The 14,869-nt window shown below is 49.4% G+C and carries 13 protein-coding genes; 10 read left to right on the forward strand and 3 right to left on the reverse strand.

Annotated elements, in window-relative coordinates:
• Nucleotides 1-115 precede the first annotated feature (115 nt).
• From JWG39_RS08910 to JWG39_RS08950, 9 genes are all read left to right on the forward strand, one after another.
• Entirely contained in the window at nt 116-2,383 is a 2,268-nt protein-coding gene (locus JWG39_RS08910) for a carboxy terminal-processing peptidase (RefSeq protein WP_205219042.1), read from the forward strand.
• Nucleotides 2,384-2,536: 153 nt separating this feature from the next.
• Nucleotides 2,537-3,091 carry an RsbRD N-terminal domain-containing protein gene (locus JWG39_RS08915; protein ID WP_205219043.1) on the forward strand — a complete coding sequence of 185 codons (555 nt, stop codon included), beginning with the start codon at nt 2,537-2,539 and terminating at the stop codon, nt 3,089-3,091.
• A gap of 79 nt (nt 3,092-3,170) precedes the next feature.
• Nucleotides 3,171-4,220 carry a sulfate reduction electron transfer complex DsrMKJOP subunit DsrM gene (gene dsrM, locus JWG39_RS08920; protein ID WP_205219044.1) on the forward strand — a complete coding sequence of 350 codons (1,050 nt, stop codon included), beginning with the start codon at nt 3,171-3,173 and terminating at the stop codon, nt 4,218-4,220.
• A 34-nt stretch (nt 4,221-4,254) separates the two neighbouring features.
• Nucleotides 4,255-5,889: a sulfate reduction electron transfer complex DsrMKJOP subunit DsrK gene (gene dsrK / locus JWG39_RS08925; protein WP_205219045.1), complete on the forward strand. Its 1,635-nt coding sequence runs from the start codon at nt 4,255-4,257 to the stop codon at nt 5,887-5,889.
• Nucleotides 5,890-5,916: 27 nt separating this feature from the next.
• Nucleotides 5,917-6,324, forward strand: a complete 408-nt coding sequence (gene dsrJ / locus JWG39_RS08930) for a sulfate reduction electron transfer complex DsrMKJOP subunit DsrJ (protein ID WP_205219046.1) — start codon at nt 5,917-5,919, stop codon at nt 6,322-6,324.
• Nucleotides 6,324-7,121, forward strand: a complete 798-nt coding sequence (gene dsrO, locus JWG39_RS08935; protein ID WP_205219047.1) for a sulfate reduction electron transfer complex DsrMKJOP subunit DsrO — start codon at nt 6,324-6,326, stop codon at nt 7,119-7,121. Before dsrJ ends, dsrO begins: the two co-directional genes overlap by 1 nt.
• Nucleotides 7,122-7,128: 7 nt before the next feature.
• Nucleotides 7,129-8,316 carry a sulfate reduction electron transfer complex DsrMKJOP subunit DsrP gene (dsrP, locus tag JWG39_RS08940; RefSeq protein WP_205219048.1) on the forward strand — a complete coding sequence of 396 codons (1,188 nt, stop codon included), beginning with the start codon at nt 7,129-7,131 and terminating at the stop codon, nt 8,314-8,316.
• A gap of 102 nt (nt 8,317-8,418) precedes the next feature.
• Entirely contained in the window at nt 8,419-9,207 is a 789-nt protein-coding gene (locus JWG39_RS08945; RefSeq protein ID WP_205219049.1) for a threonine/serine exporter family protein, read from the forward strand.
• Nucleotides 9,208-9,227: 20 nt separating this feature from the next.
• Entirely contained in the window at nt 9,228-9,701 is a 474-nt protein-coding gene (locus tag JWG39_RS08950) for a threonine/serine exporter family protein (RefSeq protein ID WP_439099711.1), read from the forward strand.
• Between the two features lie 571 nt (nt 9,702-10,272).
• Here JWG39_RS08950 and JWG39_RS08955 read toward each other — a convergent pair.
• Nucleotides 10,273-11,064 carry a prepilin peptidase gene (locus JWG39_RS08955; RefSeq protein WP_205219051.1) on the reverse strand — a complete coding sequence of 264 codons (792 nt, stop codon included), beginning with the start codon at nt 11,062-11,064 and terminating at the stop codon, nt 10,273-10,275.
• Between the two features lie 283 nt (nt 11,065-11,347).
• Here JWG39_RS08955 and aroA point away from each other — a divergent pair, with 283 nt between their 5' ends.
• Entirely contained in the window at nt 11,348-12,628 is a 1,281-nt protein-coding gene (gene aroA / locus JWG39_RS08960) for a 3-phosphoshikimate 1-carboxyvinyltransferase (RefSeq protein WP_205219052.1), read from the forward strand.
• A 42-nt stretch (nt 12,629-12,670) separates the two neighbouring features.
• Here the strand turns inward: aroA and JWG39_RS08965 are convergent, their stop codons facing one another.
• Complete coding sequence (locus tag JWG39_RS08965) at nt 12,671-13,822, reverse strand: MltA domain-containing protein (protein WP_205219053.1); 1,152 nt, start codon at nt 13,820-13,822, stop codon at nt 12,671-12,673.
• Nucleotides 13,815-14,855 carry a lytic murein transglycosylase gene (locus JWG39_RS08970; protein WP_205219054.1) on the reverse strand — a complete coding sequence of 347 codons (1,041 nt, stop codon included), beginning with the start codon at nt 14,853-14,855 and terminating at the stop codon, nt 13,815-13,817. Before JWG39_RS08970 ends, JWG39_RS08965 begins: the two co-directional genes overlap by 8 nt.
• Nucleotides 14,856-14,869: the final 14 nt, after the last annotated feature.

A 14,869-nucleotide genomic window follows, 5' to 3' on the forward strand; every position in this document is an offset into this window, starting at 1 on the left:
GAATGTATTAACGAAATATTGCACAGTTGTACTGTCGTGTATCCTTACATTTTCGGCAGCGGCGGCTCTGGCAGTTCCCGCACTGGATCAGAAGGATTTTGATCGCAGGAAAAATATGACTCTCGGTGTAATCCTTGCCCGTCAGCTCCCGGTTCTTCATTATTCCGATAAAAAGATGGATGACAGCCTCTCCGAGGCTGCGTTTGATCTTTATCTGAAACAACTTGATTTTCAGAAACGTTTTTTGCTGCAGAGTGACGTGGAGCAGCTCAATGCCTTTGCTGCAGATATTGATGATGAACTTCTCAGTGGGCGTATTACCCTGCCCGATGCCGGTTACGATATTCTCAACGAGCGTATCGACATGGTGGAACAGCTGACCAGTGTAATGCTTGCCGACGACAGTGTCTCTGGTCTTTCTCCCAATGCAGGAAGTGTGGCGACGGACAAGGCGGCGCAGAAAGTCTATGTAGTGAAGCAGGACGATACCGTTTCCTCCATCGCTGCTCAATTCCCCGGTGTCAGTGTGCCCGATCTGTTGCAGGCGAACAGCATGGAAAAGCCTGCAGTCCTTGATCCCGGTCGTCAGTTTATTCTTCCGGCGCCGTGGAAGGTTCCCACACTGTTGCAGGTTGGCATTTTCAACATGACAACCCCGGACAAGGTGGAAAGCGAACCCAAAAAAATGAAGTTTGTAAAAGATACCGGGGAGATGAAGGATAAGTGGCGACAAATTCTAAAAATGCAAATTATCTCTCAGTATCTTGATATGCGGACGGAGCGGGCTGCGGCTCGTCGAGACGGCAAGCCGGGCAAGGATGATATCGCGGTAAAAAATGATATTGAAGTGTGGAAAATGGCACTTGCGAAGGTGAAAAAACGCAACAAGAATTTTTTTCATCGTCTCCGTCAGGAGACCCTGCAGGATCATTATGATCGTTTTTTCAACGCTGTTACCCGTGCCTTCGGGCCTCATACCAATTACATTGCGCCAGCCTCCAAAGAGCAGTTTGACATTAATATGCGTGGTTCTCTTGAGGGCATTGGTGCCATGTTGCGTGAAGAGGATGGTGTTATCCGGGTGACCAGTATCGTCCCGGGAAGTGCTTCGGCAAGAACGGGGAAACTCAAGGCGCAGGATATCATCATCGAGGTTGCCCAGGAGGGTGAAGAACCGATAGATGTAACCGATATGCGTCTGCGTGATGCCGTGCGTCTTATCCGCGGACCGAAAGGTTCTACTGTCAGCCTGACCGTGAAAAAATCCGACGGCAGTATTGTAACTGTTCCCATTGTGCGTGATGTGGTACAGCTTGAAGAGACTTTTGTGAAAAGTGCGGTTCTCGACGGTGGCAATGGGATGAAGGTTGGTTATATCTACCTTCCCAGTTTTTATCGGGATTTCGACGCAACCCGGAATGGGAACAGGACCTCACGAAATTCTACTGATGATACCCGGAAAGCTATCGAAGAACTCAAAGAAAAATATGTCGATGGCATTATTCTTGATCTGCGGGATGATGGTGGCGGGGCGCTGGTAGATGCTGTTGATATTACAGGGCTTTTTATCGGTTCCGGGCCGGTGGTAACCGTTCGCAACAATTATGGCGAACAGCGTACGCTGACTGACACCCGTGACACCATTTACTATGACGGCCCGCTGGTTGTACTGGTAAACAAGTTTTCCGCTTCTGCCTCTGAAATTGTTGCTGCGGCCCTGCAGGACTATGGTCGGGCGGTAATCATTGGTGGAAAACATACCCATGGCAAAGGCTCAGTGCAGACCGTTGTTGACCTTAATGACTCAAAACCGTTTCTTTCCCTGCAGAACTTTGGTGACCTTGGTGCCCTGAAGGTGACGATTCAAAAGTTTTACCGTATCAACGGTTGTTCCACCCAGTGGAAGGGTGTTGAACCGGATATTGAGTTGCCGGACCTCTTTGCCCATGTCAAATCAGAAGAGCGCTATCTTGATTACAGCCTTCCCTGGGACTCTCTCAGTGTTGTACCGTGCAAACCCTGGCGCAGGCCGCTGTTTCTCAAAGAGTTGAAACGTCGTTCTGCGGGAAGGGTTGCAGCAAGCGAAAAATTTCATGTTATTGAGGAAGAGGCTGCCAAGGCAAAGAAGAGAGCGGAAGATACGATGATTGACGTGGAGTTGAATAATATGCTCAACAAGCGTCTTGAGGTTGAAATGAGCGAAGACAAGGTTGGGGACCTTTTTAAACTGCATGGTACCATGGATGAAAATGATATCAGGGATGGTCTGGAGCCTACCCCGGAAGAGCAGCACCAGAAGTGGCTTAAGGAAATTAAAGAAGATCCTTATGTTCTTGAAGGAGAGGCTGTTCTACAAGATGTTCGGAATCTGCAAAATCAATGAAAAGCCCGAAAATCCCTTGTTGCAAGGGGCTTCCTGCTGAGACGTCATTCAAAATAAGCCTTGAAAATCAGCGGGGAAAATGATAACAATGTTCATCGTTTATGAACAGCGATTCATTCTTTTTATATCCCTTCAACCCATTGGGGTCCCGCGATGTCACAACAACAGTTTGATCTTGCAGAAGGTTTCCGTAAACACCAGGAAGAAATCCTTGCCAGGTGGGTAGAGTACACTCTCTCCACCTACGAATCCTCCGATTTTTTCAAAAAAGAAAAGAATCAGTTTGCCAACCCCATAGGCGGCAATGTTCGTATTGCTCTTGGTGAACTCCTTCCGTTACTCATTAAGGGTGCAGGCCGCAGCGCGTATGAGCCGCCCCTTGAACGAATTATATCTATCCGGGCAGTCCAGCAGTTTACCCCCGCCCAGGCCGTTTCCCCTCTGAATGCAATAAAACATATCACCCGTGAAATCCTCGCAGCAGACCCGGAGAGCAAACATCTCAACGGCGAACTTTATGATTTCGACTTTGCTGTTGATATTGCTCTTCTTGCTGCATTTGACATTTATATGCAATTCCGCGAGCGTATTTACAGCGTACGCATTAGAGAAATTAAATCTGGAAGTATTGTCCTCACCGACAGCAAGTGCCCCTCGAAATTGCTGAAGCCTGAAGGCGAGATTCCCATGGTACAGGCAGGCATCTAAACTGGTCTCGGTGCCGATGATCAGTGTGGCGTCGCGCACGGTTTCCGTAACAGTTCAATTGAATGAAGAGAGGTTAAACATGAAGTACTCCTTCTCATTCCTGGTGGTCATTGCTCTTGCCCTGATCGCCGGAGTCGGCTCGCAGATACCGGGTATGGGCTATTTCTTCGGAGTAGTAATTCCCTATCTGGCCTTTGCGATATTTTTAGGTGGTATTATCTGGCGGATAGTGTACTGGGCGAAATCCCCGGTCCCCTTCTCTATCCAGACCACCCGCGGCCAGATGAAATCACTTGATTTCATCAAACACAGCCGAACGGGCGCTCCAGATACAAATGCTGAAGTGGTTGGACGTATGGCTCTTGAAGTCCTTACCTTCCGCCCACTGTTTTACAATACGAAGTCCGAACTTCGTGAGGGCCCGAAGATTACGTATGAATCTTCGAAATGGCTGTGGTTGTTTGCCATTGTATTTCACTACTCTTTTCTCGTAATTCTGCTTCGCCATCTGCGTCTTTTCCTGGATCCCGTTCCTGTTTGGATTGGCTGGATTGAGTTCTGGGATGGTCTGCTTCAGATTGGCGCTCCCACCTGGTACATAACAGATGTAACTCTGCTGCTCGCGGTCGTGTTGCTTTTCTCCCGTCGGCTGGTCAATCGTCATGTCCGTTACCTTTCTTTGATGAATGACTACTTCCCACTGGTTCTTCTCTTCAGCATTGCGTTGAGCGGGATCCTGATGCGTTACATGCTGCGTTCTGACATTGTCAATATCAAGGAGCTGCTGGTTGGTCTGGTTACACTGCATCCGGTGATCAATGGACATATCGGCGCAATCTTCTATATTCATCTTACCTTTATCAGTGCTCTGCTGGTTTGTTTTCCCTTCAGCAAACTGATGCATGCTGGCGGTGTATTCCTCAGTCCCACCCTTAATATGCGGAATAATACACGCGCGGTACGTCATATCAACCCGTGGAATGATCCCAACATCAAGCCGCACTCTTATGCGGACTATGAAGACGATTTCCGCGAGTCTATGATAGACAATGGTATTCCTGTTGAAAAAGGACTTCCGCCGAAGGACGAGCCTGCTGAAGCTGGAGCAGAGAAAAAAGCGGAAGAGTGAAAACAGACCACCAAGTTAAATAAGGATAAATACGATGTCGCTTCCTAAATTAGAAGAACTGTCCCAAAGTGTGTGGCAGGGACCATCTCTTTCTACCGGGGCAATCCCGACAAAAGAATGGATGGATACTCCGGTTACTTTCAAGCCGGGGGGATATGCCTATCCGGCCAAAAAAGAGAAACTTGAATATCTCGATTCGCAACCAGGACTCAATTTTCCTTTCGCCCGTATCTGGTCACCTGAAGAGGATGACTGGCTCCTTCCCGATAACTGGAAGGATATCATTCTCAAGGGACTTGCCGAGCGTCTTGATAAGTTTCGTTCTCTGAAGATCTTCATGGACTGTTGTGTCCGCTGTGGTGCCTGTGCTGATAAATGCCACTTTTTCCTTGGGACAGGTGACCCGAGAAATATGCCGGTAATGCGCGCCGAGTTGCTGCGCTCTGTCTATCGTGGAGAATTCACCCTCGCAGGCAAAATTCTCGGTCGACTGGCCGGTGGCCGCAAGATGACCGTTGGCGTGCTCAAAGAGTGGTTCATGTACGCCTATCAATGTACTGAGTGTCGCCGCTGCTCAATCTTTTGTCCCTACGGTATTGATACGGCTGAGATCACCATCATACTCCGTGAACTTCTGTACTCTGTTGGAATTGGTATTAACTGGGTTATTGAGCCTGTTTCCAACTCCACCAAGACAGGGAACCATATGGGGCTGCAGCCGCTGCCGTTCCGGGATAACATTGCATTCCTTGCAGAAGATGTCGAGAATCTTACTGGTGTCAAGCTGGATGTTTCTTTCAATCGCAAAGGTGCTGAAATCCTTTTTGTTACTCCTTCAGCAGATGCTTTCGCGGAACCTGGTATTTACACCTGTATGGGGTATCTCCTCCTTTTTAATGCGCTTGGGCTGGATTACACCTGGTCAACATACGCATCTGAGGGTGGGAACTTCGGCCTCTTCACCAACAACGAGGCAATGAAAGCGCTCAACGGCAAAATGTATGCTGAGGCTGAACGTCTCGGTGTGAAATACATTCTTGGTGGTGAGTGCGGTCATATGTGGCGTGTTGTCCATCAATATATGGATACGATGAACGGTAAAACTCCAGCCAATATGGAAGTTCCCGTTTCACCGATTACCGGTACAGTATTCAACAATGCGGCCTCCACCAAAGTGGTACACATCACTGAGTTTACCGCTGACCTTATTAAACATAACAAACTTAATTTTGACACGAGTCGTAACAGCCACGTGAGAGCGACATGGCATGACTCCTGTAATCCGGCTCGAGCCATGGGGATTATTGAAGAGCCTCGTTATGTCCTTGATCATGTGGTTGACAAATGGTGGGAAATGCCTGAGAACACTATCCGCGAACAGACTTTCTGCTGTGGTTCCGGAACAGGTCTCAACACTGACGAAATCATGGAGCTGCGTATGCGTTCGGGGCTGCCACGGGCTAATGCCGTGAAGCATGTTGTTGACCAGCATGCTGTGAACACGCTTGCCTGTATCTGTGCTATTGACCGGGCAACACTCACCTCTTTGGTGGATTACTGGACTCCAGGAGTTACGGTTTGCGGGCTCACTGAGCTTGTGGCCAATGCTCTGGTTCAGAAAGGGGAAAACCGGGTTGATATGCCGGAAGGCCTTCGTACAATGGTTTGAAATTTGAACAAGAACAAGGAGTAATCAATGTATAATAAAGGCTTAATCGTACCAGGACTGATAATTACCGTCCTGCTGGTCACGTTCCCGTTCTGGTTCGACGTCTTTTCTTCGGCGGAGAGTACCGATCCAACGGTTGAACTTCCCCCGGGTGGAGAGCAGAACTGTATTTATCCTGCGGATGAGATGAGAGCAGAGCATATGGTGATTCTTAATGAGTGGCGGGATGATGTCCTGCGTAACGGTAACCGCGGTACCGTAACCGTTGACGGCAAAGTTTATGGCAAAGGGCTGCAGCTCGCCTGTATGAAATGTCACACGAATAAAGAAGAGTTCTGTGACCGCTGTCACACGTATGCGTCTGTAGTCCCCTATTGCTGGGACTGCCATCTTACACCGACGCAGCAGAAAGCAGGATTGAAGGAGGCCAACTGATGGATACCAAAAGAAGAACTTTTTTGAAGGCCGCCGGTGTGGCTGCACTTGCAGGAATCAGCGCTCCGGCTGTGACTAAACTGGCCGAAGCCTCTTCCAGTGCAGTTCCAGCTGTCGCAGAAAACAGTGCGGGAACAGCGGGCAAAATACGCTATGGAATGGTTATTGACATGCGTAAGCTCTATGATCGTCCCGATATACAGGAAAAAATGGCTGCCGCCTGTCGCTACGCGCATAACATTCCAACTTTTGATGACCCGAAAAGTGAAATTAAATGGATCTGGAGTGCTTCCTATGAAGAAGCTTTTCCCGAGCATTCCTCTGCGCATAATGCGGAGATTATCGAAGAGAGTGAGTTTCTCATGCTCTGCAACCACTGTGATAATCCCCCGTGTGTACGGGTCTGCCCGACAAAGGCAACCTTCAAAATGGAACACAACGGCATTGTTGCCATGGATTACCATCGCTGCATCGGTTGCCGTTTCTGCATGATGGCCTGCCCGTACGGTGCACGGAGCTTTAACTGGTTTGAACCGCGACCGCATATCACACAGGAGATCAATCCCGAATTTCCCACAAGGATGCGCGGGGTGGTTGAGAAGTGCAACTTCTGTGCAGAACGCCTTGCTCGCGGCGAGAAACCGGCATGTCAGGAGGCTGCTGCAGAAGTTGGTGCAATTTATTTTGGTGATCTCAACGATCCTGAGTCAGAGGTGAGAAAGGTGCTGGCGGAGAATCCAACGATTCAGCGCAAGCCCGGTCTTGGAACGAAACCGTCTGTATTTTATATAGTGTGAGGGAGTCATGATTGAAAAAGCATTAAGAGGAAGCTCGAGATACTGGACATGGCTCGGAATACTCGCAATATTTATCGGTATTGGAGCTGTCTGCTATGTGCGCCAGTTCTTTATCGGGCAGGGACTTACCGGAATGGGGCGGGATATCGGCTGGGGGCTCTATATTTCCCAGTTTACGTTCCTCGTTGGGGTTGCCGCCGGGGGCCTGATGCTGGTCCTTCCATACTACGTGCATAACTACAAGGCCTTTGGTCGTATCACCATTCTTGGTGAATTTCTCGCGATTCCAGCATTGATCATGTGTCTGCTCTTTATCATGGTCGATCTTGGACAACCGTTGCGGGCAATGAACATGATCCTGCACCCGACTCCCAATTCCATGCTGTTCTGGGATATGTGTGTTCTTCTCGGATATTTATTCCTCAACCTGATCTGCAGCTGGGTTATTCTTACAGCAGAGCGCAAAGAGGTTGCACCGCCGAAGTGGATCTATATCTTTGTCTATCTCTCCATTCCCTTTGCGGTTTCTATTCATACCGTAACGGCCATGCTTTATTGCGGGCTGCCTGGACGTGATTTCTGGCTCTCAGCCATTACCGCTCCACGCTTCCTCGCTTCTGCATTTGCAGCAGGGCCGATCATTATTGTTCTTGCCTGTCTGCTCATGAAGCGTATTGCCAATTTTGATGCCGGAAAAGAAGCAATCAACAAGATTTTGACCATTATTATTTATGCAGCATTGACCAACGCTTTCTTTGTCTGTCTTGAGTTCTTTGTGGCATACTATTCTAAAATCCCCGGGCACATGCATTCGCTTGATTATCTCTTCTTCGGTATTGAGCACAATGGCGAAATGTACAACAATCTTGTACCGTTCATGTGGACTTCTGTTTTTCTCTGCTTTGGTGGTCTGATTGTCCTGGCCTGGCTGAAGTTGAGCAAGAAGGTTATGACAGACGCCGCCGACTGGATTATCGCTGCTGGCTGCCTGGCTGTTTTCCTCTCTCTGTTCATTGACAAGGGACTGGGTTTTGTTCTTGGTGGTCTTGCTATCACTCCGTTTGAAACGGTGGTTGAGTATTATCCCACGGTCAACGAAATGGGTGTTACGATTGGAATCTGGGCAGTTGGTATTTTCATGGTGACTGTTCTTTACAAACTGGCTGTTGATGTTGAACACGAAGTAGAAGAGTAGATGCTGATGTATTGAGTTTTTACTGAAGGGTATTACCCTGAAAAAGGCCCCCGCAAATTTGCGGGGGCCTTTTTTTTATTGATGGAGTTTGAAGAAGTGGAGATGAAAGAAGTCATCGTATTTGAAAAAAATGAACAACGTGAGATAACCAGACTGGTTGCCGAAGCAGGGTATCTTCTGCTTCATAACGGGGTTGAAAGCAAGGTGGTCAGTGATATCGCGCACCGAATTGGTCGGGTGCTCGGGATTGAAAATGTTGAGATTGCCCTCACTGCTTCGGCTGTTATTATCACCACCCGTTTGCAAGGACAGTGCCTTACCACCATCCGCCAATGCACCAGTCATGTCATTAACATGCGGATTGTGAGTGAGGTTCAACAGATTTGCATTGCGGCGGAGAGGGGTGAACTTGACATCGCAGGGGTGCATCAGCGGCTGGCAGGAATTGACCCGCCACGATATAACAACTGGCTGGTCGTTGTCATGATTGGTATCGCCTGTGCGGCGTTTTGTCGGCTGGCTGGAGGTACTGCCGAGATCTGCGGGCTTACGTTTCTTGCCTCGTCCATTGGCATGATTGTCCGACAGACACTTGTTCGAAATACCTTTAATGCCTTGATCACATTCGGGGTGACAGCCTTTATCACCAGCCTGATCTCCGGACTCGGCCTGATGTTCCAGATGGGGGATAATGCATTTCTCGCCATGGCTTCATCCGTCCTCATGCTGGTGCCCGGCTTTCCGCTCATCAATTCCGTTTCAGATATGCTCAAAGGCTACGTAACTATGGGAATTTCACGCTGGACAACAGCGACATTGCTTACTCTTGTAACCAGTATGGGAATTGTCGGTGCAATGCAGATTCTGGGGGTGTGGGGCGTATGGTTATAATTGAGATGCTTCAACAGAGTATCGCAGCCAGTCCTCTGTTTTTCAATTTACTTGAAAAGACACTGCTTGCGACGCTGCCCGCTCTTGGTTTTGGCATGATGTTTAACGTGCCGCCGCAAACTTTGAAATACTGTGCCATGGGAGCAGCCTCTGGATATGGGGCCCGCTTTCTCCTGTTGCACTGGGGGCTGGATATTGAATGGGCCAGTCTGTTTGCCGCAATGATGATCGGGGCGATGGGTGTCTTCTGGTCTCAGCAGACTCTTTCTCACCCAAAAGTGTTCACTGTGGCTGCTGTTATTCCAATGATTCCGGGAGTTTATGGTTTCAAGGCAATGATTGCCCTGGTTGAGATCAACCGCAGTGGGTATACTCCTGAGTTGTGGGCGGGCACGCTGGATAATCTGATTCACGCCTGTTTCATTATTGCCGCGCTGGCCGTCGGTCTTGCCATGCCCGGCCTGTTGATTTATCGACACAAACCGGTGGTATGACAAGGATCGGAGCGATCCTCTCCCCTCTACCATATCGAGATCTCATACCATTCCTATTACGTTATGCCTCCGTTTTGCATCCTGTTTATCCATTGATGGTTACAAACTGCAAAAGGAACCACGGAAGACACGGAAAGCACGGAATATTAGAGCGTAAAACACTCAATATCGACTTTCGGATGACTCCCAAAGTTGATTAATACTCCTGGTTTTAAATTTGTTACTTTAAGATAAGGGTCCCTTGAATAATCTTGTATTTCGTTCATATTCAAGGTTCCCATAATTGATGTTTTCCGTGTCCTTCCGTGTTTTCCGTGGTAGCCAATCTTATTCATAATACTCCTGGTGCACTGTACGGCTTAACTTCGGATACAAACGTTTTCGTTTAATATGTTGTCCCTGTTCGTGAAAATTCGTGTCTATTCGTGGTTACAAATTATAAAAGGAACCACGAATGGACTCGGATAAACACGAATTATTACTCATTCGTCATCGCAGAAAAAGATGTCTACGCAGTTGCGTTCTCTGGTCAATACAAAATGTAAATGGTATAGCAGATGGCGAAGTTCTTTTACGGCCACTGACCTGAGAGATAGAGTTGCAGAAAATAATCAATGTGCTCTGAAAAAAACATGTAAATCAGTGCTGCTCCGGAAAGAAATGGCCCGAAAGGGATTTGGGTACTGTGATCTTTTTTGAGAATATAGAGTGTCGTGATCCCAATAATGGCACCGGTGAAAGCGGAGAAAAAGATAACAAAGGGCAGACATTCCCAGCCAAGCCATGCTCCGATCATTGCCAGCAGTTTGATGTCTCCGCCGCCCATTCCTTCCTTGTTACGCAGCAGGGCATATATCCACGCCACCAGCCAGAGAATCCCTCCACCACAAACAACCCCGAGCAGAGAACTCTGCCAGCTTACCACCGGATTGATGAACGAGAAGAGGATCCCGAGTACAGCCCCGGGCAGGTCGATGGAGTCTGGAATGATGTAGTGGTACAGGTCAATCATGATGACCACCAGCAGTGCTGACGTGAAGAGAAAATACCCTCCGAAAGCCGATGTCAAACCAAATTTGAGGAAGAGACAGCCAGAGAGCGCTGCCATGGCCAGTTCCACCAGCGGATACTGCATTGAGATTTTCGCCTTGCAGTGGCCGCATTTTCCGCGCAGAAAAAGATAGCTGAGGACAGGAATATTCTCATACCAGTGCAGCTCCGCCATGCACACCGGGCAATGGGAAGCGGGAAAAACGAGTGAGTCTCCCTCTCTGGGCAGGCGGAGAATGACCACGTTGAGAAAACTGCCGACTATGGTGCCGAGTAATACCGTGAAGACAAGGATAATGGTGTCTGGAGTCATAAAGGAACCTTGAATAAGTGATCTTTCTTCCAATTTCTTTGTTACAATAGAAAATGTATCCCCGCATGCCGGGGGCTTTGCAGTATCAGACAGATGGCTCCGGTAAATTTTCTTTTGTGCCCTGGAGCCTGTCGAAATCTCTACGTGTTCAAGGTACCCGTAAGAGAGAAAAGAGTTGAATTATTTTGTGTTTCTTTGAATTATAAACTGCACTATGGCATAACGTGGAAAAATTGCAAGTTATCTTATCTATAACTTATTAAAACTTTACCAGGCTTCTTCCATGATTGAAATTACCCCTCTTGAAACAACCAGTACAACTCTGAAAGTCCCCGGCTCCAAAAGTCTGACCCAGCGTGCGCTGGTAGCCGCTTCACTGGCCGCTGGTGTCAGCCGTATATTAGATCCTCTGGAGAGTGAAGATACGGAATACTCCTCCGCTGCGCTGATGCAGATGGGAGTAAAAATGGAGAAAGGGTCGGAGTGGATAATTACCGGGAATGGGGGGAAAATCGCAGAGAGCGATGAGCCAATATTCCTCGGTAACAATGGTACCGCCACCCGCTTTCTTACTTCGGTAGCTGCCCTTGGCAGTACGCTGTTTACTCTTGATGGCGAACCGCGAATGCATCAGCGGCCGATTGAGCCGCTGATGAGTGCACTGCGGGGGTGGGGTGTTGATATCAAGTCGATCAGGAACACCGGTTGTCCGCCACTGCTTATCAACGAAGCGGGACGGGATGGAATCCTCGGTGGAGAAACCGTGCTGCCCGAAGGGCACAGTAGCCAGTATCTCTCCTCTCTGCTGCTGGTTGCCCCTTATGCCCGTGAGCCTGCGACCCTGCGTGTGGAGGGAGCCGTCTTCTCCCGGCCCTATGTTGCCATGACGTTGTCTGTAATGAATGATTTCGGCATTTGTGTGGATTGTGCTGAGGATTACAGTTGGTTCTCCATTCCACAGGGGTGTTACAGGGCGCGGGATTATCAGGTGGAAGGGGATGCCTCAAGTGCTTCTTATTTCTGGGCTGCGGCGGCGATAACCGGGGGACGGGTAGCGGTGGAAAATGTCCCGGTACCTTCCCTGCAGGGAGATTCCATGCTTGTTGCCCTGTTTGCCCGCATGGGGTGTTCGGTTGAAATGGCGGGAAACGGCGTGGCTGTGATCGGGGCGGATCGCCTGTCCGGGATCACGATTGACATGGGAGATATGCCCGATGTGGTTCCCACCCTCGCGGTAGTAGCGGCCTTTGCCGAGGGAACAACAACCATCAATAACATTGGCCATCTGCGGATCAAGGAATGTGATCGCCTCTCTGCAATAGTGAAGGAACTTGGGAAACTTGGTGTGGAGGTTGAGGAATTTGACGCCTCAATGATTATCCACGGAGTTGGCGGGGATGTGCATCGCCTGCATGGTGCCGAACTGGAGACGTATGATGACCATCGCATGGCGATGAGTCTGGCCCTTGCGGGATTACGAATTCCCGGGGTGAAAATCACAGGGGAAGAGTGTGTGGCAAAGTCGTTTCCTGACTTCTGGGAACGTTTTGCTCTACTGAAATAAAAAGGAACAGCAGTTCGCAATGAGAAAAAATTGCGGGCTGCTTTATCTCTCTTTTAACTTCCCTTTATCCCGCCAGAAAAGAAAGTAAAGCCTGCCCGGTTCCTTCATTACCTGGGCGGTCTTTTCGGCAACATCTCCGCTTCCAAGGAAGAGATCTACCCTCCCTGCACCTTTGATTGCCGCCCCGACATCCTGCGGAAAGACCAGCCGCGAGGTCTCATACCAGCCGTTGAGCCGGTCATTTTCCACTTTTGGCATACGAGTCCTGATAAAGCCCAGACTGCCCGTGGGGAGGATGGCCGGGTCGATCGCTATGGAGCGGCCAGGGGTGAGTTCCACTCCATTACTTCCCTCGGGATTTCCCGGATTTCCCTTTTTGAAAAAGATGTAGCGCGGGTTGTGAAAAAACATGCGCTGCTGTTCCTCTGGATGTTCGGCCAGCCACTTGCGTATGGCCGGGATATTCACCTTTTCAAGCGGCAGTATTTTTTCATCAACAAAGAGTTTGCCAAGACTCATATACTCCAGGCCGTTATTACCTGCGTAACGGACGGTGAAAAGCGAACCATCGGGACGGCAAATTTTTCCCGAGCCCTGTACGTGAAGCAGGTAGGCGTCGAACGGGTCGTTGAGCCAGGCCAGTTCCTGCCCCTTGAGGTGCCCGAACAATTCTATATCTCTACGGCTCAATCCGTGGCTTTTCATCCCTGGCGGCATCTTCTCCGGCAACTGATAAATTGGCCATATTGCCGTATCCGTTTTCTGCAGATCCCCTTTAAAAACAGGTTCGTAATAGGCAGTGACAAGAAGCTCTCTGCCTCTCTTTCCTTTACGTCCTCCGGCCTGAAAGACATCATAGTTATCGCGCAGGAACGCGGCGAGTTGCCCGGAAGTGGGCCTGCTGCGGAGAAAGATGGAAAGGTGGGCGAGGGAGGAATGCAGTAGAGTAATCGGAACCTCTTCGTCACCGAGCTGCATCGTGGTGTCCTTCGGTTTCGATTCCAGCCAGTGCAGCTGCTTCTCTACGGCTGTACGAAGGCTGAGGAGATCGCCATCATCGGAGAAAGCAGGCCCTTGCCCTGGGGATATTATATGCACAGGAAGCCAGGGGTCACGATGGAAAAAGAGAAAAACCCCAACGACCAAAAGAGTGGAAAGGATAATCAGCGTGCCCCTGCGCATTGCTTCATTCACTGCTGAGAGCCTTTGCCAGTTCGCTGACTGCAGCGGCGTATTTCTGGCTGTGGTTGTAGTGTTGAACAGCCTGAAAATTCGGGTATCCGGCGAGGTAACGTTTGCCTCCTCCCTTTTTGGGATCCAGGTCGAGAGAAACAACAGTAAGGTGTCCTCCCCTGGCTGGCGCAGGCAGTTTCACTCTCTGCAGTTGCTGCAGTCTGCGCCATGAGATACTGTTGCTCCAGCCCTCCCCGGCCTTTTTCTCAAGTTGTGGTGAATGCAGGTGGTTCCCGAGGTCAATAAAGACCGGCGTATCAAGCGTCCAGCCGAAATGATGGAGGTAATTGGCGATGGAGGCAAGAACATCAGGGCGGGAGTGAATGAGGTCTATGATTCCATCACCATCGTAATCCACGGCATATTTATTGAAACTGGAAGGCATGAACTGGGCCTGCCCAAAGGCACCTGCCCAGGAACCTTTTATGGTCTGCGGATTAAAGGCGTTCCGCCGACAGAGCAGCAGGTAGTCAATCAGTTCGGCGCGGAAGAAGTCGCTGCGCCGGGGATAGGCGGCAAAGAGAGTGTTGAGACTGCGAAACATGTTGAAGTCCCCTGTGTTCTGTCCAAAACGTGTCTCCATTGCCCAGATGGCCACCACAACCTCACGGTTAACACCAAAGTCTTTTTCAATGCGGTCAAAAACGGGGCGAAATTTACGAAGATACTGTTTCCCCCGTTTGATGATCGATGGCGTAACGAAGCGGGGTCTGTATACATACCACGGAGTGGGTTTGCCCCACTGTCGATCCATCAATTTGAGAACTTTACGGTTGACGGTGAGGTTGGAGAAGAGTTTTACCAGTGCATTGTGGTCGAATCCTTTTCCCTCAAGATCGTTGAAGAGTTTGTGATACTGCGGTGTATTGATGTCAATTGGCTGGTCGTCGCGGACAAGATCAGCAGCCTTTTGCCCGGCGGCAAAAGCTGGTTCGCAGGCGAAGAAAACAGCGAACAGCAGGAGTACGAACAACAGGAGAGATCTCTTGATCATGGTAATATGTCTTT

It is taken from the genome of Desulforhopalus vacuolatus (assembly GCF_016918505.1).
GTDB lineage: Bacteria > Desulfobacterota > Desulfobulbia > Desulfobulbales > Desulfocapsaceae > Desulforhopalus > Desulforhopalus vacuolatus.

Coding starts and splice junctions, on each gene's coding strand:
- JWG39_RS08910 (WP_205219042.1), top strand. CDS start 116: ATGACTCTCGGTGTAATCCTTGCCCGTCAGCTCCCGGTTCTTCATTAT.
- JWG39_RS08915 (WP_205219043.1), top strand. CDS start 2,537: ATGTCACAACAACAGTTTGATCTTGCAGAAGGTTTCCGTAAACACCAG.
- dsrM (WP_205219044.1), top strand. CDS start 3,171: ATGAAGTACTCCTTCTCATTCCTGGTGGTCATTGCTCTTGCCCTGATC.
- dsrK (WP_205219045.1), top strand. CDS start 4,255: ATGTCGCTTCCTAAATTAGAAGAACTGTCCCAAAGTGTGTGGCAGGGA.
- dsrJ (WP_205219046.1), top strand. CDS start 5,917: ATGTATAATAAAGGCTTAATCGTACCAGGACTGATAATTACCGTCCTG.
- dsrO (WP_205219047.1), top strand. CDS start 6,324: ATGGATACCAAAAGAAGAACTTTTTTGAAGGCCGCCGGTGTGGCTGCA.
- dsrP (WP_205219048.1), top strand. CDS start 7,129: ATGATTGAAAAAGCATTAAGAGGAAGCTCGAGATACTGGACATGGCTC.
- JWG39_RS08945 (WP_205219049.1), top strand. CDS start 8,419: ATGAAAGAAGTCATCGTATTTGAAAAAAATGAACAACGTGAGATAACC.
- JWG39_RS08955 (WP_205219051.1), bottom strand. CDS start 11,064: ATGACTCCAGACACCATTATCCTTGTCTTCACGGTATTACTCGGCACC.
- aroA (WP_205219052.1), top strand. CDS start 11,348: ATGATTGAAATTACCCCTCTTGAAACAACCAGTACAACTCTGAAAGTC.
- JWG39_RS08970 (WP_205219054.1), bottom strand. CDS start 14,855: ATGATCAAGAGATCTCTCCTGTTGTTCGTACTCCTGCTGTTCGCTGTT.